Annotated in this window: 22 protein-coding genes, 1 tRNA gene and 1 other RNA gene; 11 read left to right on the forward strand and 13 right to left on the reverse strand. The window is 61.9% G+C overall.

Features of this window, described 5'->3' with window-relative positions:
• Nucleotides 1-63: 63 nt before the first annotated feature.
• The 5 genes from GTA51_RS05270 to GTA51_RS05290 form a co-directional block, all read right to left on the reverse strand.
• Nucleotides 64-1,176, reverse strand: a complete 1,113-nt coding sequence (locus GTA51_RS05270) for an asparaginase (protein ID WP_211922442.1) — start codon at nt 1,174-1,176, stop codon at nt 64-66.
• Between the two features lie 78 nt (nt 1,177-1,254).
• The gene (locus tag GTA51_RS05275) at nt 1,255-2,685 is read right to left on the reverse strand and encodes an outer membrane homotrimeric porin (RefSeq protein ID WP_160959295.1); all 1,431 of its coding nucleotides are present in this window, start codon (nt 2,683-2,685) and stop codon (nt 1,255-1,257) included.
• A gap of 1,083 nt (nt 2,686-3,768) precedes the next feature.
• On the reverse strand, nt 3,769-4,929 hold the full coding sequence (locus GTA51_RS05280; protein WP_160959297.1) for an HD domain-containing phosphohydrolase: 1,161 nt from the start codon (nt 4,927-4,929) through the stop codon (nt 3,769-3,771).
• Entirely contained in the window at nt 4,916-5,296 is a 381-nt protein-coding gene (locus tag GTA51_RS05285) for a response regulator (protein ID WP_160959299.1), read from the reverse strand. Before GTA51_RS05285 ends, GTA51_RS05280 begins: the two co-directional genes overlap by 14 nt.
• 8 nt (nt 5,297-5,304) lie before the next feature.
• Nucleotides 5,305-8,223, reverse strand: coding sequence for a PAS domain S-box protein (locus GTA51_RS05290; protein ID WP_160959300.1), 2,919 nt, complete (start codon nt 8,221-8,223; stop codon nt 5,305-5,307).
• Between the two features lie 550 nt (nt 8,224-8,773).
• Here GTA51_RS05290 and GTA51_RS05295 point away from each other — a divergent pair.
• Nucleotides 8,774-8,929 carry a hypothetical protein gene (locus tag GTA51_RS05295; RefSeq protein WP_160959302.1) on the forward strand — a complete coding sequence of 52 codons (156 nt, stop codon included), beginning with the start codon at nt 8,774-8,776 and terminating at the stop codon, nt 8,927-8,929.
• 202 nt (nt 8,930-9,131) lie between these two features.
• Here GTA51_RS05295 and GTA51_RS05300 read toward each other — a convergent pair whose 3' ends face one another.
• The 6 genes from GTA51_RS05300 to GTA51_RS05325 form a co-directional block, all read right to left on the reverse strand.
• Nucleotides 9,132-10,334 carry a tyrosine-type recombinase/integrase gene (locus GTA51_RS05300; protein WP_211922443.1) on the reverse strand — a complete coding sequence of 401 codons (1,203 nt, stop codon included), beginning with the start codon at nt 10,332-10,334 and terminating at the stop codon, nt 9,132-9,134.
• Between the two features lie 164 nt (nt 10,335-10,498).
• Nucleotides 10,499-10,857: a transfer-messenger RNA gene (gene ssrA, locus GTA51_RS05305) on the reverse strand.
• Nucleotides 10,858-10,908: 51 nt separating this feature from the next.
• Complete coding sequence (locus tag GTA51_RS05310; RefSeq protein ID WP_160959303.1) at nt 10,909-11,154, reverse strand: hypothetical protein; 246 nt, start codon at nt 11,152-11,154, stop codon at nt 10,909-10,911.
• A 429-nt stretch (nt 11,155-11,583) separates the two neighbouring features.
• Nucleotides 11,584-11,677 (reverse strand) — tRNA-Ser (locus tag GTA51_RS05315).
• Nucleotides 11,678-11,801: 124 nt separating this feature from the next.
• Nucleotides 11,802-12,335: a tRNA adenosine(34) deaminase TadA gene (gene tadA / locus GTA51_RS05320; RefSeq protein ID WP_160959305.1), complete on the reverse strand. Its 534-nt coding sequence runs from the start codon at nt 12,333-12,335 to the stop codon at nt 11,802-11,804.
• Between the two features lie 217 nt (nt 12,336-12,552).
• Nucleotides 12,553-13,365, reverse strand: a complete 813-nt coding sequence (locus GTA51_RS05325; RefSeq protein ID WP_160959306.1) for a phosphoribosylformylglycinamidine synthase subunit PurQ — start codon at nt 13,363-13,365, stop codon at nt 12,553-12,555.
• Nucleotides 13,366-13,547: 182 nt separating this feature from the next.
• Between GTA51_RS05325 and pyrG the strand changes: the two genes are divergently transcribed.
• The 10 genes from pyrG to GTA51_RS05375 all read left to right on the forward strand — a co-directional run bounded on the left by pyrG (nt 13,548) and on the right by GTA51_RS05375 (nt 22,624).
• Nucleotides 13,548-15,179, forward strand: coding sequence for a CTP synthase (gene pyrG, locus GTA51_RS05330; RefSeq protein WP_160959308.1), 1,632 nt, complete (start codon nt 13,548-13,550; stop codon nt 15,177-15,179).
• Between the two features lie 296 nt (nt 15,180-15,475).
• Nucleotides 15,476-16,012: a KdsC family phosphatase gene (locus GTA51_RS05335; protein WP_160959309.1), complete on the forward strand. Its 537-nt coding sequence runs from the start codon at nt 15,476-15,478 to the stop codon at nt 16,010-16,012.
• A 132-nt stretch (nt 16,013-16,144) separates the two neighbouring features.
• Entirely contained in the window at nt 16,145-17,581 is a 1,437-nt protein-coding gene (gene rpoN / locus GTA51_RS05340; protein ID WP_160959311.1) for an RNA polymerase factor sigma-54, read from the forward strand.
• 52 nt (nt 17,582-17,633) lie between these two features.
• Nucleotides 17,634-18,182: a ribosome hibernation-promoting factor, HPF/YfiA family gene (hpf, locus tag GTA51_RS05345; protein ID WP_160959313.1), complete on the forward strand. Its 549-nt coding sequence runs from the start codon at nt 17,634-17,636 to the stop codon at nt 18,180-18,182.
• Nucleotides 18,183-18,635 (forward strand): PTS sugar transporter subunit IIA, encoded by a 453-nt coding sequence (locus tag GTA51_RS05350; protein WP_160959314.1) that lies wholly within the window; start codon nt 18,183-18,185, stop codon nt 18,633-18,635. It abuts the gene before it with no gap.
• Nucleotides 18,636-18,725: 90 nt separating this feature from the next.
• Nucleotides 18,726-19,613: an RNase adapter RapZ gene (rapZ, locus tag GTA51_RS05355; RefSeq protein WP_160959316.1), complete on the forward strand. Its 888-nt coding sequence runs from the start codon at nt 18,726-18,728 to the stop codon at nt 19,611-19,613.
• 76 nt (nt 19,614-19,689) lie between these two features.
• Nucleotides 19,690-20,127 (forward strand): PTS sugar transporter subunit IIA, encoded by a 438-nt coding sequence (locus tag GTA51_RS05360; RefSeq protein ID WP_160959317.1) that lies wholly within the window; start codon nt 19,690-19,692, stop codon nt 20,125-20,127.
• 2 nt (nt 20,128-20,129) lie between these two features.
• The gene (locus GTA51_RS05365; protein ID WP_160959319.1) at nt 20,130-20,591 is read left to right on the forward strand and encodes a PTS sugar transporter subunit IIB; all 462 of its coding nucleotides are present in this window, start codon (nt 20,130-20,132) and stop codon (nt 20,589-20,591) included.
• Nucleotides 20,592-20,710: 119 nt separating this feature from the next.
• On the forward strand, nt 20,711-21,466 hold the full coding sequence (locus tag GTA51_RS05370; protein WP_160959320.1) for a PTS sugar transporter subunit IIC: 756 nt from the start codon (nt 20,711-20,713) through the stop codon (nt 21,464-21,466).
• A 237-nt stretch (nt 21,467-21,703) separates the two neighbouring features.
• Nucleotides 21,704-22,624, forward strand: a complete 921-nt coding sequence (locus GTA51_RS05375) for a manganese-dependent inorganic pyrophosphatase (RefSeq protein ID WP_160959322.1) — start codon at nt 21,704-21,706, stop codon at nt 22,622-22,624.
• Nucleotides 22,625-22,723: 99 nt separating this feature from the next.
• Here the strand turns inward: GTA51_RS05375 and GTA51_RS05380 are convergent, their stop codons facing one another.
• Both GTA51_RS05380 and GTA51_RS05385 read right to left on the reverse strand, forming a co-directional pair.
• Complete coding sequence (locus tag GTA51_RS05380; protein ID WP_160959324.1) at nt 22,724-24,130, reverse strand: HD domain-containing phosphohydrolase; 1,407 nt, start codon at nt 24,128-24,130, stop codon at nt 22,724-22,726.
• 5 nt (nt 24,131-24,135) lie between these two features.
• Nucleotides 24,136-24,501 carry a response regulator gene (locus GTA51_RS05385; RefSeq protein WP_160959326.1) on the reverse strand — a complete coding sequence of 122 codons (366 nt, stop codon included), beginning with the start codon at nt 24,499-24,501 and terminating at the stop codon, nt 24,136-24,138.
• Nucleotides 24,502-24,688: the final 187 nt, after the last annotated feature.

The following is a 24,688-nucleotide window of genomic DNA, read 5'->3' on the forward strand; positions in this document are numbered from 1 at the left end:
TGGGAGCGAGGGGAACCTGCCGGTCGATGCGCTGGCCGCCGGGCCGGCGGCACCTTACGGCGCTTAAAAAAGAGCCTTGAGTTTGGCTGCGTCCGGGCCGTAGCCGGCCAGCCCCAGCATGAGGAGCAGGCGGGCTTTTTGCCCTGGCAGATCCCCGGCCAGGATGCAGCCGTCTTTTTCGAGCATCAGGCCGCCGCCCAGGTCGCCGTATACCGGCTCCACAGACCCGTAGTAGACCGTGGTGGAAATGACCACGACCACGCCTTTGGACAGGGCGTATTTGACGGCCCCGTAGACGGCTTCGTTGACGTTGCCGGAGCCGACGCCGTTAATGACAATTCCCTTGGCCCCGTCGTCCACGGCGTGGCGCACGAAGGCACCGTCGTCGCCGGCATAGGTGGCCAGAAAGGCGACCTTGGGCAGGGTTTCGGGCAGGGGCAAGCGGACCCGGCGCAGCCGGTCGTTAAAGCGCGAGACCGTGCCGCTGGTGATGTAACCCAGATACCCCTTTTCGCCGGACTCAAAGGTCTGCACATTGGTTGTCTGGGTTTTGCGCACGTCGCGGGCGGAGTTGATGTACCCGTTTAGGGTGACGGTGACGCCCCAGTCGCGGCTATTGGGTGAGCAGACCTGGAGCACGGCGTTGTACAGGTTGCCTGGGCCGTCAGGAAACGGGCTTGACGCGTCGTTCATGGCCCCTGTGAAGACGACGGGCTTATCACTTGTAAGCGTGGCGTCGAGGAAAAACGAGCCTTCGGCCATGGTGTCGGTGCCATGGGTTACGACCACGCCGCCCACCTCGGGCCGGTTCAGGGCCGCGTCCACGGCCCGACTCAGACCCGCCCAACGCTCCGGAGTCATTTGCGAACTGTCGATATTGGAATAGTTAACCACTTCGATGCGGGCCAGGGTGGCCAGTCCCGGTACGGCGGCGATGAGATCGTCGCCGGAAACGGTCGGCACCGCCCCGCCCGTTTTGGGGTCGGTCTTTTCCGCAATGGTGCCGCCGGTCGAAACCACCACCACCAGGGGCAGGGCCTTGGCTCCGTTTTTGGCGGCCGGGGCGGAGCCCTGGGGAGCCGCCGCCCCGGCTGTTATAGCAGCTCCTGGCCCCAGGGTCAGGGTCAGAAACAGGACCGTCAGGATTGCCAGAATCGGGGTGCGCGCCATGGGCATGGGCCGTCTCCTTGGGTTGCGGGTTGGTCTTAGAGCCGGGCCGGCCTGTGTTCGCGGCGGGCCGTCCGTCAGGACTTCTTAAAACGTATAGATAAGCCCCACGGCTCCCTGCCAGGCATTGCCGGCCTTATCCGCCATGTGCTGTCCCCAGATGCTTTTGCGAAACCCCTGGCCCTTGGCCCAGCCGGTTTCCAGCACCAGCTTCAGTGCCTCGTTTATGGCATAGGTATGTTCGCTGGCCACGGAGAGGGCGGATTCGCCCTGGGCCAGATCCTGGCCCATCGTCACGTAATTGCCGGGGCCGCCGGAAACGGCCATGGCCTGGCGCAGTCCGGCCGGAGAATTGGTGCCGGTGGCCACGGAGAAGGCCACCAGGGAGGTCAGTCTGGGGAGCAGGCCGATGGCATTGAAGTTGAGCGTCAGCCCCATGCTGCCCTGGGGATTGGTGTTCATGGAGGCGTTGGTGAGATCCTGGTTGGCGCTGAAAAGAAACGACCCGGTCGGTCCCCAGGTGGTGACGATATACGGCAGGCGCTCGGAGCCATTGGCGAGGCTGGCGTCTTCGCCGGCGCCGTACCAGCCCATGAGCTGGGGCGTGACCCAGGTGAGTCCGGTATATTCCAGGGCCAGATCGGCAAACCAGCCCTGGCGGTGGTTGCGGGAGGCATCGGCGAAGCCGGCGTTGCCGTATGCGACGTCGGCGGAGATCCGAATCGGGTCCAGGGCGTTGGCGGTCAGGGTCGCGCCGGCCCACACGGCCGCGTTCTGGTTATTATGATAACCGGTCGGGGTCAAAAACGAACCGGCCGACACCATGTTCTGGCTCATGCCGCTTGGCAGGTCGGCATCCTTGCCAAGCACGCCAACCGCGCCCCAGGGGGTGACGGCGAGGCCCGGGACGGTCAGGTTCAGACTGGCGAAGGCCAGATCGAACTCGTCACCGACCTGGGTGGTGGTGGTGTCGTACGTCCGGTTGGTGTCCACCAGCCGGCTAAATCCGACGGTGCCGGAAAGGGTCTCTGCCATAATCGGGCCGGAAACCACCATGGCGGCGGCGTCGCTGTTGCCCGAGTCCGTGGACAGGACCACAGAATCGTAGAAAATCGTGGAATGGGGCAGGGACAGAGGCTGGTAGCCGGCCGTGACAGTCACCTTCGTGTCCGGCACGGTCAGTTGCAGATAGCACTGGTAGGGCTGCACGGCCGGAACCGGATTGGCGGCCGTTAAGTAGTTCGTGCCCCAGGTCTGGTTCTGGACGCGAAGGCCCAAGCGAAAGGCAAGGTGGTCGCCGGCTGCCAAATCCATGTGAAGCCGCAGACGCTGCCAGATGTCGAAAGTATCGGCGGTCTGGCTGCCATCAGTGCTTTGCCCGGTGTAGTTCTGGTTGGAAAAAAAAGTCCCCTGGACGCGGAAATCGCCGTAGAGTTTGACCGAGGTGGCCGTGGCCGTGGTGCAAACGGCCAGTGATGCCAGCAAAATGCCCACGATGGAGAGAACCATTCGAATCATTGGCGTTCCTTTACAGCGGGCTGTGGCAGATTGGGGACAACAGGCAGGGGAACTCCGACAATAAACGGTCCAACGCCGGGGCAGCCGGGCGCAGCGGCGGTGCGGATTGTTCAGGTCTCATCAAAACAACGGCCCTGCTGCCAATTCCTGTTGCTGCATGACAAGCCCAGGCCTCGGCTGCACTACAGGCATGTTACAATTTTTCTTGTGCAGCATAAAACAGTCCTGGGCAAAAATATAGAGCAATTTTTACCCAGACCATTACGACCGATCCAGCTAAAAAAGATAGTCTGAGCCTGTTTACAATGAAGTCACTTGGTCTATCGACCCAAACTCCGCCCCCGGCACTCGCCTGATCCGCCAGCATATGTCCTACGGCGTATACTGGTCAAAAAGAGGCTGCACTTCGCCGTCCTTGTCCAGGGAGGCGACGGCACCTTTCGTGGCCAACCAGTGGAGCGGGTCGAACATGTTGGGCATGGGGAAGAGATATCGGGAACCTCAGGTGGAGGGAAGTGTCGGCGAACCCTTTCGCACCCGGGTCGGCCGGCCGCGAACCATAAGGGGGGGCATGTTTTGGGCAAAAAACGAAGGCCAGGCGTAAACCCTTAAAAACTGGCCGTAAAATCGTCTTTCGCTCTGAGGATGGAGAACGTCCCGGATTGTTCCGAAGAACGCAGGGAAGGGGCGTCTGGAGAGTAGGCGAAGGTGGGTGAGGCGGGTTTTCTTTCGCGGCAGGATAGGGAAGCTATTTTGGAAGCGTTCGGGGCCGGTTCAATTTTGGCCAGGGGTGTGCGGCCGGTTTCTTTGCTGCGAAGCCAGGAAGCTCTTGGAAACTTCCATTTCCACGGAGCCCCTGGCAAAGTTATGTGCGAGCGCAATCTTACCTTGAGATGGGCGTGCTCGCCCTCTTTTTGGCTGGAGTCTGGCTTCCGGCCTCCCCGAGCCTGGGAAGCTCGACGAACTCCGCTTCGATTGGGCTTGCCTCAATACGTACAAGATCCAGAGGAGGCGAACCGTCACCGTGCTGGGTGATGCTGTAGCGGCCGTTTTTCAATCACGAGCTCTGACTCTAGCCTGGATTCAGAATTTCGCTACCCCGTGGGCGGGTACATCGCGCCAGCGGTCCTTATAGTATAGGACGGTCTTGAGTTCGGCGAAAAAGGCCTCCACCACGGCCGGATCAAAGGCCGTGCCTGCACCCTGGCGGATGATGCGCTGGCAGGCATCCTCGGGAAAGGCGGGCTTATATGGGCGATGGTTGCCAACGGCGTCGTAGACGTCCACCACCGAGACTATGCGGGCCTCCAGGGCAATGGACTCCCCGGGCAGCCCCTTGGGATAGCCGGTCCCGTCCCAGCGTTCGTGGTGGGACAGGGCGATGGTCTGGGCCAGGGGCATGAGCCGCTGTTCCGCGCCCCGGGCGGGCAGTGGACCGGCGATGGTGCAGACCACGGCCTCGGTCTGGCCCTCGGCCAGGGGCTGGCTGAGGATCATGCAGCCGTATTCGCAGTGGCGCTGCATGACGGCCCATTCCGCAGGGGTAAGCGGACCGGGCTTGAGCAGGATGTGGTCGGGCACGCCGATCTTGCCGATGTCGTGCAGGGGGGCGGCCTCACGCAACATCTCTACCCGAGCTGGGTCCAGGCCCAGGCTGAGGCCCAGGGCGGCGCACATCTCGCCCACCCGGATGACGTGGCGGCCGGTCTCGTTGTCGCGGTATTCCGCCGCCTTGCCCAGGCTGTAGAGAATCTGGCGGCGGGTGTCGCGCAGTTCGTCCGTGCGCGCATCCACCAGGGCTTCCAGGTTGTGCTGGTAGTTGCGGTTTTCCCGCAGGAGACGGGCGCGCTCCAAGACCCGTGACAGGGCGTGCTCCACCACGGCAAAGCGCGACACCGGTTTGGTGATGTAGTCCCAGGCCCCCAGACGGATGGCCTCCACGGCCTTGTCCACGGCTCCGACGCCAGAGACCACGATCAGGGGCAGTTCCGGGGCGCGGACCCGGACCCGCTCGATAAAGGCGTAGCCGTCCATGACCGGCATGTTGAGGTCCACCATGACCACGTCCGGGGCGAAGCGTTCCAGGACCTCCAAACCCTCGGCCCCGTTGGCGGCCAGGGCGGTCAGGCAGTTCATGTCTTCCAGATAATCGGCCAGGGTGCGGCGCAGCATGACTTCGTCGTCAATGACCAGCACCCGCACCGCCTGCCCGGGAGGCAGGCCCAGGGCCTTAGCGAAGGGCATTGTCAAGGGCACGGACGATCGCCGCCATGTCAGCCACGGGCTTGTAGAGCACGCCCCGGAAGCCGGGGATGTCCTGGATGGTCGCCTTGGGGAGCTGCTCCTCGGGGGAGCCGGTATGGATGAGAAAGCGCAGGGCCGGGTACAGGGCCTGGGCCTGGAGCATGAACTCGATGCCGCTTGAACCCGGCAGACGCAGGTCCACCAGACACACGTCAACGGCCTGACGCCGCAGCAGGTCCAGGCCGGACTCGGCATCCTCCGCCACGAACGCCTCGAAGCGCCCTTCGTCTTCCAGGTAATCCTGGGCGGCCAGGCCCAGCAGGGCCTCGTCGTCGATAATCAGCACGCGGATGCGCTCGGAAGTCATGGCTGTGCCTACCCCAGGGGAATCTCGATGGCAAACGTGGTTCCCTGGCCGGGACGCGACGCCACGGAGATTCTCCCCTTGTGCTTCTGGGCGATGATGAAAAACCCCACAGACAGGCCAAGGCCTGTGCCTTCGCCCTGGGGCTTGGTGGTAAAAAACGGCTCGAACACGCGGCGGCGGGTGGCCTCGTCCATGCCCGGCCCGTTGTCCCGGATCTCGATGCGGGCGGCGTCGGAGTCGTGGAGGGTGACCAGACGCAGGGTGGGCGTGTCGGGCCGCTGGCCACGGTCCATCATGGCCTGGGCCGCGTTCTTGATGATGTTGAGCAGCACCTGGACGATCTCCGTCTCCATGCACTCCACCGGCGGCAGGGTCGTATCGTAATCACGTTCGATACGGATACCCTTGAAGTCGTAGCGCTTTTTGAGGTCGTAATCATTGGCGGCCAGATCCACGGCCATGTCGAGGAGGGCGTTTATGTTGCAGGAGGCGCGCAGGGACTGGCTGCTGCGGCTGAAATCGAGCATAGTGCGGATGATCCGGGCGGCCCGGTCGCCGGCCTCCTGGATGCCGCGCAGGTATTCGTCGATGTTGCGGGCGCGCACGTAGGCGGCGATGGAATCAATTTCCAAGCCGAGCCGCCGGGCCGCCTCCAGATTGCCCGGCAGGGTAGGCGATAACCGGCGCTCCATGTTCTGCACCGACTGCAAGATGATGCCTAGGGGGTTGTTGAGTTCGTGGGCCATGCCCGCGGCCAGCCCGCCCACGCTCATCATCTTTTCAGTCTGGATCATCAGCTCCTGCATCTTCTTGTGCTCGGTAATGTCTACGATGACGCCGATCAGCCCGCCTGACGCGCCACCGGACAGGTGAAATCCGGTGACCGAGTATAGGGTCTGGTGCACCGCGCCGTCGGCCAGGGGGATGGGCATTTCCTTGTGCACCGCCTCGGCCCCGGCAATAACGGCCTCGTCCTCGGCATGATAGGCGGCCCGGTCCTCGGCCGGCAGATAGTCCAGCTCCAGCACCGTCTTGCCGACGAGATCCTGCCGGCGCACCCCGAACCAGTCCTCATAGGCCTTGTTAAAGCCCAGGAACCGGCAGTCCGTGCCCTTGTAAAAGACCGCGTAGGGGATGGTGTCCAGGAGCGCCTGCTGGAAGGCCAGCTGGTCGGCCAGTTGCATCTCCAGCCGCTTGCGCCCGGTGATGTCCCGGAAAATGCCCTCCACGCCAAGCACCCGACCCTCGCCGTCGCGGTAATAGGCACTGGTGGTGGAAACCAGCACCGGCCCTCCGGTTTTGTCCTTGAGCGTGACCTCGTAGTCCAGGACCCGGCCCTCGACCGCGATGCGCTCCAGAAGGGCGTGGCGTTTGTCCGTTTCCATCCAGAAATCCGCAGCCGACCGGCCGAGCAGTTCCTCGGCCGAATCGTAGCCGAGCTGGCGCGGCGTGGAGGGGCTGAGCATCACCAGCCGGCCTTCGCGGTCGGTGCGGTAGTACATATCCTGGATGTTCTCAATGACGGAACGGTACCGGGCCTCGCTTTCGCGCAGAGCCTCCTCGGCCTGCCGGCGCTCGGCCACGTCCTCGACGACGCCGTTGATGCAGGCCGGTTCGCCTGCGGCGTCATACTGGAGGGAGGCGTTGATGATGGCCGGAAACGCCTGACCGTCCCGACGCCCCAGGAGCGCTTCCAGGCGCAGACCCTGGGACGAGACGGCCAGGGCGCTGCGGATATCCCGGGAGCCTTGGGGCCGCAGATAGCTGCTAAGCGGCAGATGTTCGAGGCCGCCGAGCATGGCCTCGGGGCTGGCGAACCCGTGCATGCGGGCCAGGGCAGCGTTGACCTCCTGTAGGCCGTCGCCGTAGGTGCAGCGGAAGATGCCGATGGGTGCATGATCGAAGATGGCCCGGTATTTTTCTTCGCTGGCCCGCAGGGCCTGCTGGAAGGCCAGGCTGCGGTCCAGTTCGGCCGCCAGTTCCCGGGCCTTGGTCTGGTAGGCCCGCCGCAGCGCCCGGGCGCGGTAGAGCAGGACGCCAAGCAGCACCACGGTGACCGAGAGCAGCCCGATGGCGGCGTACAGCAGCCCGGTCAGGGTGCGTATCTGGCGCTCCTGGGGATGGACCCATTTGTCCAGCAAGGCGCGCCGACGCTCCTGGGGAATGTTGGCCAGGGCTTTCTGGATGGCGGAAAAAAGCAGCGGCCGGTCGCTGCGCACAGCCATGGACAAGGCCGTCTCGTGCTCCGTGGTCGCGGCCACCCGCAGATTGCGCAGGCCTTCCTGCTCGATGTAATACGAGGCCACGCCAACGTTCTCCACAAAGGCATCAAGATCGCCGAACGCGGTCTGGCGCAGGCCTTCCTGGATGTTGTTCACCGGCACGATGGTGAACGAGTCCGGGTAATTGCTCTTGAGGAAAGCGTGGGAAACGTAGCCGTTGACCACTCCCACGCGCAGGCCGTGGAGATCGGCCAATCCGTCGATGGACTTGAAATTCTTCTGGGTGAACACCACCGTGGGCAGAAGCACGTAGGGGTCGGTAAACAGCAGGTACTGGGCGCGCTGGGCCGTGTAGGCCATAGCCGGGGCCATGTCGGCCCGACGCTCTTTGAGACTTTCTAGCAGCGCCGGCCAGTCGTGCTCGGCTTCGGCCCGGATGCTGACGCCCAAGCTGTCCTCGATCTCTTTGATGAAATCGGCGGCCAGCCCCGAGAATCGGCCGTCCTCGCCCAGGAACTCAAACGGCGGGTATTTCCAGTCGTAGACGAGGCGGATCTGCTTGAGCTCGGCCAGAGCGGCCCGCTCCTCGGGAGAAAGGATATCCGCCGCACGGGCAGCCGCGGCCAAGCCGAGCAGCACGGCCAGCCCCCAGGCCAGACACAGCGGCCCCAAGCCCCAGGCTCGTCCGTGATTCCGTGCCAGCATCGCCCCTCCCGGCCTGGACTGCACCAGCTAAAATACACCACTTTTTAAATATCGCACAGACGGCGCAGGCTGTCAAAAATTCACCAGTCCTTGGTGTCGCGAGCACATGATATGACCGGCTTAGGTATCGCATAATCCGACCGACGACGAAGATTCTCCGCGAGGGAGGGCAGCCCTGGGGATATCGGCGGCTCGCAGTGGAGCCCTGGCAAAGATCCGTGCGAGCGCCACCTTACCTTGAGATGGGCGTGCTCGCCCTCTCTTTGGCTGGCGTCTGGCTTCCGGCCTCCCAGAGCCTGGGAAGCTCGACGAACTCCGCTTCGATGGCCTGCGGCTGGTGCCTGATGATATTGACCACGATGCCACCACTGAGGCCGTTGCTCTTGGCCCTGGCCATCTGGAACGCCATGAGGCCGCAAGACGTCATTGGCTCGGACGTCCGGTTGACTCCTGAACGCGAAGCGGGCTTCAACCAGGAGTGGCCCTAAATGACGACCTGTTCCGACCGAGGGGTGGCGGTGCATTTTTCCGGCAAGGCGTCAAGCTGCCCGTGTCTCCTGTGGACCGCCGGATCACCTGGGCAGAGATCGCCGGGGGCTTGCAGGAACTGTACGAGATTTTCGACCCCGAGGGCCGGGCGGTAGGGGTGATCGACGCCGGGGACGTGCGCGGCGGGATATTTCAAAACGTGACGGGGGTGTGGTGATGGCTGACCAGGATTTGCTCAACGACGACGACAGGCTCTTGAGGGCCACAGATGCAAGACGGCTCCTGGGTCAAATGTCCAAAACGACGTTCTATCGGAACATCGAACGGGGGATCATCCCGGAGCCCCGTTACATCGGAGGCACGTCCGTCTGGCGGCTTGGCGACCTTCGTGCCGTGGTCAACCAGCTCCCCGAGAAACCCTACACCGCCGACGCCTTGAGCGTGTCCAGGTAGTCAGCCCATGTCTGCATCAACTCCCGACGCTCTGCCATGTATTGGGCGCGGTTATATACGGCTCGTATTTTATCCGCGCCCTTGTGGGCAAGCTGGGCTTCTATCACGTCCGGCCTGTGTCCGAGTTCATTGAGCAGGGTTGAGGCCATGGCCCGGAAGCCGTGGGCGGTCATCTGGTCCTTGCCATAGCCCATAATCCGCAGCGCCGTGTTGACGCCGTTTTCAGAAAGCGGCCGGTCCTTTCCTCGGGGGCCTGGGAACACAAACTTTCCGCCCCCGGTCAACGGCTGAAGCCCCCTGAGAACGCCAACAGCTTGCCCCGACAGCGGGACGCGATGTTCGACCCGCGTTTTCATCTTGGGAGCAGGAATCGTCCATTCTGACGCTTCAAAATCAATCTCTTCCCATTCCGCATGTCGTATCTCCCCAGGCCGGCAAAACACGAGCGCCGAGAAGGCGAGAGCGGCCCGGACGACGGCAGACCCCTTGTAATCGTCGATGGCCAGCATGAGAGCACCGACCTCTTTTGGCTTCGTCAGGGCGGCGTGTTGTCCCTTTGAAAATGGGACCAGGGCACCGCGTAAATCCCGGCAGGGGTCAGATGCAACAACTCCGGTTGCGACTCCATACCGAAATATCTGCGAGCAGAACGCCAGTACGCGACTGGCCGTCTCAAACGCCCGGCGTTCTTCGATACGTCGCAGGAGGGACAGCACATCCATCGGGCCAATCTCGGCTATTGGCCGTTCTCCGATGTGCGGATAAACGTCAAGCCGCAGGCGACCCTCAACGGTGATCGTGTAGCTTTCAGCCCAGACGTTCCGTTGATTTGCAACGTACTCCAGGGCCACGGCCTTGAATGTCACAGCGCCTTCGCTACCCGCCCCATCCCCATCCGCCCGGGCCTGCTTCTTCGCCTGCCCCGGGTCGGCTCCTTCGCGCAGCATCTTGCGGGATGCATCCCGCAAGACTCGCGCATCCTTTAGGCTGACATCTGGCCAAGCGCCCAGACTGAGCCTCTTTTCCTTCCCGTCGAATTTGTACTTCCAACGCCAATGCTTCCCCCCGGCAGCGCTCAGCTCCAAGTACAGCCCCTGACTGTCGTGGAACCGCTCTATCTTGCCGGAAGGCTTTATGGTCTTGATCTTGATTTCGGTCAGTAGGGGCAAAATAATCCTCGGGCGTGCTCTTGGATTCGATTTTGCCCCATTTTTGCCCCAAACGTGTTTGGGCTATCAAGGAACCAGATGGAACCGGAAGGGACTGCGAAGGTCTGAAAAGTTAAGTCCCACGCGGCTTTTGGGGCTGCGTGGGACTTGGTGAAAAAGTGGGGTGGTGGAGGTGGGGGGAATCGAACCCCCGTCCGAGAATGCTCCACTCCGGGCGTCTACAGGCTTAGACCGAAAAACAATCTCGCCTCGGGCAGGCCTTTCGGCCGGGCCGCCTCCGGCCAGTCCGTCTATTGTCTCGTGCTTACCCCAACGGACGAGGGTTCGCGCCAGCCTGATGGGGTTTGGCGTTCCGGTCCAGCATATCAGGCGTCAACTGATGGAACGCTGACTGTTAATTAAGCAGCCAGAGCGTAGTCGTAGTCGTTGGCAGTTAACCAGTTGCCGCGTGTTTTACGAGGCCTCGCGGCACCTCGGCCTGCAACCAGGGTTTCACTATCCCCGTCGAAACCAGGGCACCCCCGTCGAAAAATATATGTAACGCATTTCCCCTGAAGCGCAAGGGGGAAACCGCCTAAAAAAACCGGATTTTGGAGGTGTAGCCCCGTTCCTTCATACAGGCGTCGGCATCCCGGTCAACCTGCGTCAAAGGACGGTCCGGGAAGGGTGGCGTGTTTACCGCCAGCGACGCATTGCTGTAGCAATCGGTGTAGTCGTCTTCGACAGCGGACAGCTCGGTTCCGGGCTTGGCGTAGGGCGGACGTGTACACCCGGTGGCCAAAGCCAGCGAGATAAGCAGCAAGGGAATGATACGGCGCATGGACTCAACTCCTTGCGTCGCCTCGCCAGCCATGGCGCGGCGACAGGGTGACGGGTAATATGGCATGCCGTGGAGCAGGCATCGAATGACACCCCGACAATCTTTCTGATTTCTTACCGTTTGCCGGCCTTTCCGAAAAGCACTTTTTCGCAGACCTGGTTGCGGGCGGGCTCTCGATTTGCCGGGAAGCCGCGTTGCTGTAGCTTTGCCAGGTCGTGGCTGCCCGCCCAGCCGTGGGTGTCCACTCGGCCAGGGTGGGCCTGGGTTGGAAATAAGAGAGTCGGAGTCGCAAGGAATGTGTCTCGGTAAAGGGATACCGTCATGACGGCTGTCGCCGACACGCAGGAGGCCCATGGGAGCCATGTGCATCAGCAAAGACAAGTCCCACAAGGCTTTTGAAACCCTGTGGGACTTGATGAGAAACTGTATTGGCGGAGAGGGTGGGATTCGAACCCACGTGCAGGCTATTAACCCGCAACCCGATTTCGAGTCGGGCCCGTTACGACCACTTCGGTACCTCTCCGCTCTGAGAACCGCAACGAATTTGGAAAGCTAGCCGGCAACCGAGGTCTTGGCAAGCGTTTTTTTTTTGACCGTGGTTTTTTGACTGCGCTTATATTGAAAGCAGCCAGGAGTGCCACAACGGCTTACGTTTTTTGTCGGCCGCGCCGGCTGCGGAAAAAATCCCGCAGCAGCGTGCCGCAGTCCTCGGCCAAAACCCCGGCCACCACATCGAAACGGTGGTTGAGAAAGGGCAGATCCGGGCCGCAGAGTTGGGAAGAAACGGCCCCGGTGCGCGGGTCCGGCGCGCCGTAGACCAGCAGTCCCACCCGGGCGTGGACAATGGCTCCTAAACACATAAGGCACGGTTCCAGGGTTACCACCAGGGTCGTGTCGAGAAGCCGGTAGTTCCCGATGCTGGCCGCCGCCTGGCGGATGGCCAGCAGCTCGGCGTGGGCCGTCGGGTCGGAACTGGAAATCGGGGCATTGCCGGCCCGGGCCAGCACTTCGCCGTGGGCCGACAGCAAGACCGCGCCAACCGGCGCTTCGCCGGCGACCGCCGCCTGGCGGGCGTTTTCCAGGGCGAGCTGCATCACCGCTGCATAACTCGCCCACCCCGGCGGCGGCGGGGGCAAGATATCCGTGCCGGCGGCATAGCGTTTGGCCGGCTTAAGCGGCATGGAGCATCCTTGGGACGTCAGAAGTGCAAAGGCCGCTGGTCAACAGTGGTTCCCGACGCTTTCCTTGCGGCATTGCCCGGCTGACGGAAGTGCATTGCTCACTCCCTCCCCGTCGCGGCAACGCCGTTCCCCCTTAATCCATTTGGGGGGTCCGGGGGCCTCAGGCCCCCGGCCGCCGGAGGCATTCCCCGGCCGGGCCGGGAGCTGGTTCGGTTATTTACGCCGAGGCGCGCAGATGGGCGACGGCGTTTTCAAACAGCACCGTGCCCAGCGTCGGACGTTCGCCCCGGGTGTAGCCGGGGTGGTTGGTCGGGTGGTTGAACGCCTCGGGATGGGGCATGAGTCCGAGAATGCGGCCGGTGGGGTCGGTCAGCCCGGCGATGGCGTGGGGCGAGCCGTTGGGGTTGGCCGGATACTCCATGGTGATCTGCCCGGTGGCCGGATCGGCATATTGGAGGGCAACGGCTCCGCTGGCCAGCAGTTCGTCGAGCACGGCCGGTTCCATGGGCACGAGTTTGCCCTCGCCGTGGCGCACGGGCAAATCAAGGAGGGTCAGGCCCTTGGTGAAGATGCACGGGCTGGCGGGATTGGCGGCCAGGGCCACCCAGCGGTCTTCGAAACGGGCCGAGTCGTTGTTGGCCAGACTCACCTGGCGGGCGAAATAGGCCCCGCCAAGGGCCGGCAGCAGGCCGAGCTTGACCAGCAGTTGGAAACCGTTGCAGATGCCGAGGATGAGGCCCCCGGCATCGAAAAAGGTCCGCAGTTGGTCGAGCAAAGGCTCGCCGGCAGCGGTGGCGGCATGTTTCCAGCGAACCGCTGCGGCCTGGGCCGCACCGAGATCGTCGCCGTCCAGAAATCCGCCGGGGAAGACCAGAAAGTTATAGGCATCGATGCGTGTCCGGCCGGCCACGATATCGGAAAAAAACACAATATCCGTGACGTCAGAGCCGGCCATGCGGGCGGCATGGGCCGATTCCACCTCGCAGTTGGTGCCAAAGCCGGTGATCACGAGGGTGCGCACCTGGGGCATATGGGGAAATCCTCCCAAGGGTTCCTTGAAAAATTACGGATGAAGGCTTAGTTTGCGCAGCGGAACATACGGGGCCGCCCCGGCCGCGTCAACTGCGGCCGCACCTTGGGTGCGGTCGGGGGAGTCGCGGACCGCCGGGGTCGCCGGCGCGGTCCCGCAGCACAACAAGGACGGCATCAGCCATGAAGACCAAGTTTATTTTCGTGACAGGAGGGGTGCTGTCCTCTCTGGGCAAGGGCCTGTGCGCCGCTTCCATCGGCGCGTTGCTCCAAGCCCGGGGACTCAAGGTCACCATCCAGAAACTCGATCCCTACATCAACGTCGATCCCGGCACCATGAATCCGTTCCAGCACGGCGAGGTGTACGTGACCGATGACGGGGCCGAAACCGACCTCGATCTGGGTCACTACGAACGCTATCTCGGCGTTCCCATGAGCCAGAACAACAATTTCACCTCCGGGCGCATCTATTTCAGCGTCATCCAGAAAGAGCGCCGGGGCGACTATCTGGGCGGCACCGTCCAGGTGATCCCCCACATTACCGACGAGATCAAGCGCTCTATCCTGGGCGTGCCCCGGGACGAGGACGTGGCCATCATCGAAATCGGCGGCACTGTCGGCGACATCGAAGGCCAGCCGTTTCTGGAGGCCATCCGCCAGTTGCGTATGGAACTGGGCAAGGAAAACGCCCTGTACATCCACCTGACGTTGGTGCCGTATCTGCGCACGGCCGGCGAGGTCAAAACCAAGCCCACCCAGCATAGCGTCAAGGAACTGCGCTCCATTGGCATCCAGCCCGACATCATCATCTGTCGCAGCGAAGTGGATCTGGCCAAGGACATCAAGCAAAAGATCGCGCTTTTCTGCGACGTGGACGCCGACGCCGTTTTTACGGCCGTGGATGTCAAAAGCATCTACGAGCTGCCGCTGCGCCTGTACACCGAAGGCGTGGATCAAAAGATTGCCATTTTGCTGCGTCTGCCGGCCAAAAACGCCGAGCTTGAACCCTGGCACGACCTCATGCACCGCCTGGATCATCCCTCCGGCACGGTGTCCATCGCTATCGTTGGCAAGTACGTCGATTTAAAGGAAGCGTATAAGAGCCTGCACGAATCCCTGGTCCACGGCGGCATCCACGCCGGGGTGTCGGTCACGTTTGTGTATGTCAATTCCGAAGAGGTGACCCGGGAAAACGTGGCCGCCACCCTGGCCGGCATCGACGGCATTCTGGTGCCGGGCGGCTTTGGTTCGCGCGGGGTCGAGGGCAAGATCGCGGCCATCGAATACGCCCGAACCACGGGTGTCCCGTTTTTCGGCATTTGCCTGGGCATGCAGTGCGCGGTCATCGAATACGCCCGCAACGTGCTGGGACTGGCCGGGGCCAACTCCGAGGAATTCGACCTGACCACGCCGCATCCGGTCATCTATCTTATGCGCGAGTGGTACGACTTCCGCTCCCAGACCATCGAGCACCGCGACCCCACCAGCGACAAGGGTGGCACCATGCGTCTGGGTGCCTACCCCTGCGTGGTCGCACCGGGCACCAAGGCCGCTGCGGCCTACGGAACCGGCGAGATCTCCGAGCGCCATCGCCATCGCTACGAGTTTAACAAGGCCTACGCCGCTGCTTTTGAAGAGGGCGGGATGGTCTTAAGCGGCCTGTCGCCCGACGGCGAACTGGTGGAAATGGTGGAGCTTCCCGAGAGCGCCTGGTTTCTGGGCTGCCAGTTTCATCCGGAATTCAAGAGCAGCCCCATGCGCCCCCATCCGCTGTTTCGCGAATTTGTGGCGGCAGCCAAAAAGCACAAAGGCTGATCCGAACACGCCGCCAAAGTGGCTGCCAACGTCCGGGGAAAAACGTTTTTCCCCGGACGTTGGCTTTTTGCGGTCGCCAGAGCGAGAGGGGAGTAGGGGCTCGCGTGGCGCGGTATGCCTGCCGTATCCTCTGGTCCTGTCGGTATTTTTCGGGTAGTAAAGGCCTGACGGCAATCGAGGTTGGACTCGTGTTGCCGGCCCGTGCCGGCCCTGGTCCGGCTCCGTTGTTGCGGCGCGCGGTGTGTGCCGCGACAAGGGAGCCGGGCCAGGGACGAATCATGACGGGGAGGTGACCCATGCCTGTGGATGCGAGTCTGGCCGCAAGCCGAGCCCGGGAAGTCAAACTGCTGGTTTTGGACGTCGATGGCGTCATGACCGACGGCGGCCTATATATTGACGCCCAGGGTGGGATCGCCAAGCGGTTTAACGTCCACGACGGCCTGGGCATTAAGGCGGCCCAGGCGGTGGGACTGGACGTCGCGGTCATAAGCGGCCTGGACAGTCCGGCCGTGGCGGCCCGCATGGCCGAACTGGACATCGCCGAGTACCATCCCGGGCATCTGCGCAAGGTGGCCGTCTTGGAAGGCATCCTCAAACGCCAGGGCCTCGGGCCGCAGCAGGCGGCCTACCTTGGCGACGACTGGGTGGACGCCGGCCCGATGGAACTGGTCGGACTGCCCATGGCCGTGGCCGACGCCCAGCCGGAAATTCTCGATCTGGCCCTGTGGGTGTCGCGGCGGGGCGGCGGGCAGGGAGCGGTGCGCGAGGCGGTGCGCTTTATTTTGGCCACCCAGGGACGGCTGGAAGCCGCCTACCAATGGTTCCTGGGCTAAGGGCCGCCGGGGCCGATTGCCACAACGCTTCAATTATGGCATGGTTTTTGTCCAGCGGGGCGGCTCATGGTCGCTGCCCGCAGACGGCTTGAAACCTCAGACGCACACATAGCTCGCGGACGGCGGTAAAACATGGCCCTGGAACTGCGACAGCAGCTTAAACTTTCCCAACAGCTGGTGATGACTCCCCAGCTGCAACAAGCGATCAAGCTTTTACAGCTTTCACGGCTGGAGCTGCTCGAAAACGTGCAGCAGGAGCTGTTGGAAAATCCGCTTCTGGAGGAAACCTCCGACGACGACCGGCAGCCCGAGCGCGTCATGGCCGAAGACAATCTCGGTCCCACCGGCAATTCCAGCGACGCGGCCATGGAAAAGGAATTGCTCAAAAACGCCGAATGGGACGACTATCTCGGCGATTTCGCCAGCACCGGCCGCCAGTCCCAGTCGCGCGACTCTGAAATTCCCGAAGAGGGTATGGCCTATGATGCCCGCCTGGCCTCCAAGCCCTCCCTTGACGGGCATCTGGGCTGGCAGATGCATCTGTCCAATTTCACTCCCCAGCAAGTGACCATCGGCGAGACCATCATCGGCAGCCTCAACTCCGCAGGCTATCTGCGGGCCACGGTGGAGGAAATCGCCCAGATGGCGTCGGCCGAGCCGGCAGCGGTCGAGACCGTGCTCTATCGCCTCCAGCGCTTCGATCCCGTGGGCGTGGCCGCCCGCACCCCCAGCGAATGCCTGCTGATCCAGATCGAAGTCTGCGGCTACGAAGATCCAATCCTTATCGAACTGGTGCGCGAACACCTGGAAGATCTGGAAAAAAAGCGTTATAAGCCGCTTTGCAAAAAATTTCATATGACCATGGAAAAGCTCAAGGAATATCTGGAGATGATCCAGACCCTTGATCCCATGCCCGGAGCCAGCTACGGTTCGGGAGATCCGATCTACGTCAGTCCCGATGCCTTTGTGTACAAGTATGGAGACGATTTTATCATCGTGCTCAATGAGGAAGGCATGCCGCGCCTGGGCCTGAATACCTCCTACACGGACGGCACCAATCCCAAAAATGACAAGGACAAGGACTATCTGCAAGACAAGATGCGCTCGGCCATGTGGCTGATGAAAAGTCTGTATCAGCGCCAGCGAACCTTGTATAAGGTGCTTGAGAGTATCGTTAAGTTCCAGCGGGGTTTTTTCGATGACGGCGTCACCAAGCTGCGCCCGCTTATTTTAAAGGATGTGGCCGACGATATCAGCATGCATGAATCCACGGTCAGCCGCATCACTTCCAACAAATACGTGGCCACCCCGCATGGCATCTATGAGTTGAAGTTCTTTTTTAACAGTTCCCTGGAGCTTGACGACGGCAGCACGGTCGGTTCCGAGTCGGTCAAAGCCGTGATCAAAAAGCTTATTTCCGGCGAAAATGCCAAGAAGCCCATCAGCGATGAGGCCATTGCCGATACGCTCAAGGAAGAACTGCAAATCAACATCGCCCGGCGCACCGTGGCCAAATACCGCACAGCCATGGGCATAGAGTCGTCATCGAAACGCAAAACGGTTTTCTGATGCTTCTGGTCGGGCCTTCCCGGCCTCTCACTACGCCATCCTGGAGGACACCATGAACATTACTTTCAATTTCAAGAATTTCGAACCTTCCGACCACTTGCGCGACTATGCCCGCAAGCGTTTTGAAAAGCTGTCCAAATACACAACGGACGTTGAAGCTTCGGAATTGCAGGTCAATCTGGCCGTGGAAAAGACCCGGCAGTTGGCGGATGTCATCTTTCAGGCCGACAATATGCATATCTCGGCCCATGAAGTTTCCGAAGACATGTATTCCACCATTGACCTGATCCTTGACAAGGTCGAAGTCCAGGCCAAGAAGTTCCGCGAAAAGCAGAAGGACCGTCGTCGCCAGACCGTGGAAGCGGTCCGCATGGACGTCATCAGCATCAGCGAAGATGCCGAAGGCGGCCGCGTGCCCACCATCATCGAGACCGACAAGTACGAGCCCAAGCCCATGGCCGTGGAAGAAGCCGCCCTGCAGCTTGAGGCCCTGAAGTACGAGTTCCTGGTGTTTATCAATTCCGAAAGCGAACGGCCCAATGTCATCTACCGACTGCGCAACGGCGACTTCGGCCTTATCGATCCTGGAACGGGCGTCTAAATGCGGTTAGAGGACTATCTCCAGCCTGATTTTATCATCGGGGAACTTGCGTCGGAGTCCAAGTCCGAGGTGCTGGCGGAACTGGTGGCCCCGATCAAGGCGCACTGGCCCGAGTTCGACGCCAAGCGCGCCCATCAGGTGTTGCTTGACCGGGAGAATCTGGGCACCACGGGCATCGGCGACGGGGTGGCCATCCCCCACGGCAAGATGGAGAGCCTCGAACGCATTGTCATCGTCGTCGGGCGAAGCCGTGCGGGCGTCAGTTTCGATGCGTTGGATTTCAAACCCTGCCGCATCTTTTTTCTGGTGCTCGCGCCCGAACATGTTGCGGGCCTGCATTTGCGCATTCTGGCCCACATCTCCAGGCTTTTGTCCGATGAATCCTTTCGGCGGGCCTTTTTAACCGCTGAAAACGACGTCGCCCTGTGGCAGGTTCTGACTGCCGCCGCCTAAAAAGGGTCATTCCAATTACACCCCCGCGCGTTTGTTGTCATACAAACGCGCGGGGCATCTGTTACAGCCTGGGGCCGGAGAGGGCATGTCATGGATAACGCGGCCAAGGATCTTGTCATCGTCATTTTGACCGGGCTGTCCGGTTCCGGCAAAAGTACGGCCCTGCGCGTCTTTGAAGATCTGGGTTTTTTTTGCGTGGACGGCCTGCCCGTCAGCCTCGTGCCCAAACTCATGAACTTGTTCGATGACAAGGGCGGCCAGCGCTATAAGGGCCTGGCTCTGGGTATGGACGTGCGCCAAGCCGACCTGGATACGGACTGGGGGGCCACCCTGGCCCATATCAAGGTCAAGGACGTTGCACCCCAGATCCTTTTTTTCGAAGCCGACACCGGCGAGATCATCCGGCGCTACGCCACCACCCGCCGGCCGCATCCTCTGGAAAGCGATCAGCGGGGGCTGGAGCAGGCGGTGCTGGAAGAGCGCGAGCGCATGCGCCCCCTGCGGGAAGCTGCCGACATGGTGCTCGACACCACCCATTTCACCATCCATGACCTGCGGCGCAAGTTGCAGGAAAAATGGGCCTCCATCCGGCCCACCGCCGGCACGCTCAAGGTCCACGTCATGAGTTTCGGTTTCAAGTACGGGCCGCCGTCTGAAGCCGATATGGTTTTTGATCTGCGCTTTTTGCCCAACCCGTATTTCAACAAGGATTTGCGGGAACACACCGGCAAGGAGGCGGCCGTTCGCGACTACGTGCTGGCCGAAGATCCGGGCCGGGAGTTTATCCGGCGCCTCAACGAATTTCTCCTCTACCTTCTGCCGCTCTACGCCAAGGAAGGCCGCTTCCGCCTGACCCTGGCCTTTGGCTGCACCGGCGGCCGGCACCGTTCGGTGGCTGTGGCCGAGTCCGTCTTTGACACGCTGTCCAAGGCTGGCTACAATATTTCGCTTGAACATCGACATATTGAACGCGGCTAGCGGATGGACGGAGACTGCCTGGGCTGTCCGGCAATCGTAGTTTGAAGATGGAGCGCACGCTCCGGGATGTTACCTTATGAATGCTCAGTCCCGAACGGACACGCCGGTAGGCGTGGTGGTCGTCACCCACACCGACTATGGGTCGCGGCTCATTGCTGCAGCGGAATTCATCCTTGGCCCGCAGGAATTCTGCCAGGCGGTCAGCGTCGATATGACCAAAGCCGTGGACGAAACCCTGGTGGCGTTAAAGACTGCCATCAAGGAAACCGACCGGGGCGGTGGAGTTCTCATTCTCACCGACATGTTCGGCGGCACGCCGACCAACATGAGCCTGTCGCTTTTGGCTTCAGGCCACCTGGAAGTGCTCACCGGCGTCAATCTGCCCATGTTGATAAAAATTCTCGGTTCCCGGACCAAGGCCCTGGAAACCCTGGCTGTGGAAGCCAAGCAGGCCGGTTGCCAGGGCATCGTGGTGGCCGGTGAGGTGTTGCGCAAAAAGGTGGCCGAGGGCTAGCCATGGCCTTTGTGCGCATCGACAACCGCCTTGTGCACGGCCAGATTATCGAAACCTGGCTGCCGTTCACCCTGGCCCGCCGGATTGTGGTGGTCAACGACGCCCTGGCCGCCGATCCGCTGCGCCAGGAAATCATGTCCCTGGCCATTCCGGCCGGGGTGGACATCGTGTTTTTAGCTGTGGCCGCACTGGCCGGTTATTGCAATCACGCCCCCTTGGATATTGGCGAGGCGCTCATCCTTTTTTCCAACTGCCGCGATGCCCAGGCCGCCTACGAACACGGCTTCGATTTTGCCAATCTCAATCTTGGCAATCTCCATTATGCCCCGGGAAAACGCCAGGTCTGCCCCCATGTGGCGCTGTCCCAGGAGGACGAATCCTGCCTGGATTTCTTCCGGGACAAGGGCGTGCGTCTGGATTATCGTTGCGTGCCGGGCGACCCGGCCCAGCCGCGTTCGGTCTGACGACCCGCGCGTCGCCCGGCTGTCCGACGGGGCTGTCGGCCAGGGCGGATTGTACCGTTTGAGCGCCTCCAGGATGCAATCGCCCATTCGAGTCCGACGGATTTGCCAGCCGGGGCGGATTGCCAGGAGCGTCTGGATGTGCGGCACACGCCAAACCGTTTTGTTGCAAGCGAGACACCTGCCATGACCCATCAGGCCGACATCTTCCTTTACGTCCTGGGCGTCGCTTTTTTTTTGTCCTTTTCTCTGCCTTCCGTTTTGCCGTAAACGCGGCCCTGCTTGAGCGGCCGCTCATCATCGGTTTTTTCTGGGCCGCCTGCCAGGGCGATCTGGAAGGGACCATGCGGCTGTGTATTTTTTACGAACTCTTCTGGCTCGACGCCATCCCGGCCGGGACGCAGATCCCGCCCAACGCCGCTGCCGCCACCCTGGCCGGCCTCTCCCTTATGCACGTCTATTCCCTGTCCACCCCGGCCGAGGCCTTGTTCGTGGCTGCGGGCACTTCCATTCTGGCCCGGCTGTTTGCGGCCTTGGAAGGGGCGCAACGGGTGGTGGAGAACATTGTTTTTTCCCGATACGCTGCGGCCCGCCAGCGCCAGCGCGCCCCTTTTCAACCGGGTCGGCTTGTCCGGCGGGCGTTGGTGAATATGGTCCTCATCCAGGGTGTGGCCTTTAGCGTGGCCCTGGCTGCGCTGGTTGCACTTTTTGCCGTGGCCCTGCCCCCGGTTTGGCCGTATCTGGCTTCGTCCAAGGCCACCTGGGGGCAGTTATGGATTCTGGGCAGCCTGGGGGCTGTCCTTTCCCTGCGCTATCGGCCGGCTTATGTGACCCTGGCCGGCGGCATGGGCGTGGCCGTTGCCTGGCGGTTTTTTTAAGCCTTGTATGACGGCCGTCCAACCATCCGCGGTTTCAATGGGCGTGGCGTTGCCTAGCGGTTTTTCCAGCCTGCGGCGGCGTTTGTCCCGAGGCAGCCGCCAGACGGTCGGAAAAAAGGCATCCCCGGCCAGGGGTTTTGACTTGGCAAGGGGTGGATTATGGGATATTATTCACAAGTTTTAAATGCGAACGCCGACCCGACTGGGTCTTTAAAAAACCACCTGGAGGAAAAGAGTATGTCCGTTTACGTGGTTGGTCACAAAAACCCGGATACCGATTCCGTCGCCGCCGCCATTGCCGTGGCTGATCTCATGAACAAGTCCAAGGCCATGGGTGCCATTGCGGCGGCCCAGGGTCCGCTGAACCCCGAGAGCGCTTTCGTGCTTGAGAAGTTCGGCGTGGCTGCTCCTGAGATCGTCACCGACGCCACCGACAAAAAGATCATCCTGGTTGACCACTCCGACCTGGCCCAGAGCCTGGAGAACCTGTCCAAGGGCGAGCTCGTCGGCATCTACGATCACCACAAGCTCGGCGATGTGACCACCCCCAATCCTCTGGACATCATCGTCAAGCCCGTCGGCTGCTCCTGCACCGTGGTCAAGATGATGTACGACTGCGCCAAGGTGGAGATCTCCAAGCCCATGGCCGGCATCATGCTGTGCGCCATCCTGTCCGACACCGTCATGTTCAAGTCCCCGACCTGCACCCCGGAAGACAAGGCCGCTGTTGAAGCGCTGGCCAAGATCGCCGGCGTGACCGACACCATGGGTCTGGGCGTTGAAATGTTTAAGGTCAAGTCGGCCGTCGGCGGCACCCCGGCCAAGGATCTCGTTTTCCGCGACTACAAGGACTTCGACATGGGCGGCAAAAAGATCGGCATCGGCCAGCTCGAAGTGGTCGACCTGTCCATCCTCGAGCCGGTCAAGGCCGATCTGCTGGCCGAGTGCAAAAAGGTCAAGGCTGATGGCCGCCACAGCGTTTTCCTGCTGCTCACGGACATCATGAAGGAAGGTTCCGAGATGCTGATCGTCTCCGACGATCCCAGCTACGTGACCAAAGCCTTTGGCGTCGAAGTCAAGGGCGACTCCGTGTGGCTCGACGGCGTGCTGTCCCGCAAAAAGCAGGTCGTTCCGCCTTTCGAAAAGGCTTTCGCCTAAGTCTGTTGGCTTAAACGCAAAAAAGGGAGCGGTTTTCGGACCGCTCCCTTTTTTTGTGGGCTGGTGGGGACTGCAACCACAGCTACGGCGCAAATGGCCTCAGTATTTGATCAGCCCCGAATCAATGACTTCGCGGGCGGCATCCACGGCGTCGGCGTCAAAGGCCGTGCCCCGGTGGCTGGACAGTTCCGCCAGGGCGGCGTCAGTGCCAAGGGCCGGGCGGTACGGGCGGTTTGATGCCATGGCGTCCAACACGTCGGCCACGGCCAGAATGCGGACCTCGATACCAAGATCCGGGGCGGTAAGCCCCTGGGGATAGCCCGTGCCGTCCAGGCGTTCGTGATGGTTGCGCACGGTTTCAGCCACGGGCCAGGGAAAGTTGATGTCTTTTAAGATTTCGTAGCCCGTGACGGCGTGTTGCTTCATAAACTCCCATTCCAGGCCGACCAGGCGGCCGGGCTTGGACAGGTAGCGCACGGGAACGCTGATTTTGCCGATGTCGTGAAGCTGCCCGGCCACCCGGATGCCGGCGATGGCGTCTTCGCCCAGGCCCATGCATCGAGCCATGGCCGCAGCCAGCCGGGCCACGGTGTCCTGGTGGCTGGCGGTGTAGGAATCGCGGAAGCGCATGGTGGTGGACAGGGATTTGACGGTCTGGTGAAAAAGGGAGCGGGTGTGCTTGAGCGTGCGGCGCAGCGCCTCCTGGGATTGCCGCCGGTCGGTCACATCTTCCATGGAGCCTTCGTACAGAACCACTGCTCCGTCGCCGTCGCGCACGGCCCGGGCATAAATTGACCCCCACAGACGCTGGCCGTCGGTGCGGGCCAGTTCGGTTTCCATGCCCCGCACGACACCGGTCTGGGTGAGGGCGGCGTGGAGAAACTGCCGGTCTTCGGGGTGGATAAAGATGGCGGCGGCGGCGTCGCCCCGGGCGGTCAGGGCCTGCGGGGAGGCGTAACCAAGCATACGGGCCAGGGCACCGTTGACCGTGACGAAGCGTCCGGCCGGGGTCATCTGGAAAAGTCCTTCCACGGCGCGCTCAAAAATGGCGCGGTATTTTTCTTCGGCTTCTGATAAGGCCCAGCTCGTGCTTTTTTCCTCGGTGATGTCTCGCAAAAAACCGATATAATAGAAATCTCCGGCGGGCGAAGCGGTGCGGTGGGCCGATTCTTCGATCCACAGGACAAAACCGTCGTTGCAGATGGCCTGATAGCGCTGTCCCGTGATCGAACCCGAGGCGGCCAGTTCGTCGAGTATGGTGCAGCGGACCGTCGGATCAAGGTAGAATTGATCCGGGGCAGCGGCCATGGCGGTTAAAAAAGCCGCCGGGTCCGGATACCCGAAAAGATCGGCCATGGCCTGATTGGCCTTGGCAAAAGAGCCGTTTGCCGCGCGCAGATACACGGGCAGGGGCATATCGTTAAAGAGCAGGGCGCTGGCCTCGGCCACACCGGCACCGGTTTCGGGGCAGTTGAGGGCGAAGGTGGCGGCAATGTCGGTGGGCATGGTGGTCAGCGGATAAAGCGGCGCACAACGGCCACGAGGCTGGCAGGTTCAAAGGGTTTGACGATCCAGCCCGAGGCCCCGGCAGCCACGGCTTTGTCGCGCAGCGGCCGCTGGGATTCGGTGGTCAGAACCAGGACGGGTGTAAAGCGCGTATCTAAACGGGTGCGTAACTCGCCCAGCAGTTCGATGCCGCCGATATTGGGCATGTTGATGTCAGTGATGACCATGTCAAAGCCGCTTGATACCTTCTCCAGGGCGTCGGCACCGTCCACGGCTTCGACCACGTCGAACCCGGCTTGGCGCAGGGCGCTGGAGACCAGGGAGCGTACGCTTTCAGAGTCGTCAACGGTTAAAATACGCTTATCGGCCATTCCTACTCCTTGCCGGCCAAGCCTTAGAGACTTACTCTAGCCGATAATAGAAGGCATCGAAACCCTTGGCAAGCCTCTCCGACCGTTTGGGGCCGCCAGGGAGCGTCCCGGTTATTGCGGCCGGGTCGCGTGGACAGGTCGGGTATGGCTGTGTTATGCCTGACGCCTTATACAACCCACGGGCCGA

Origin of the sequence: Solidesulfovibrio aerotolerans (assembly GCF_009856865.1) — a bacterium.
Lineage (GTDB): Bacteria > Desulfobacterota > Desulfovibrionia > Desulfovibrionales > Desulfovibrionaceae > Solidesulfovibrio > Solidesulfovibrio aerotolerans.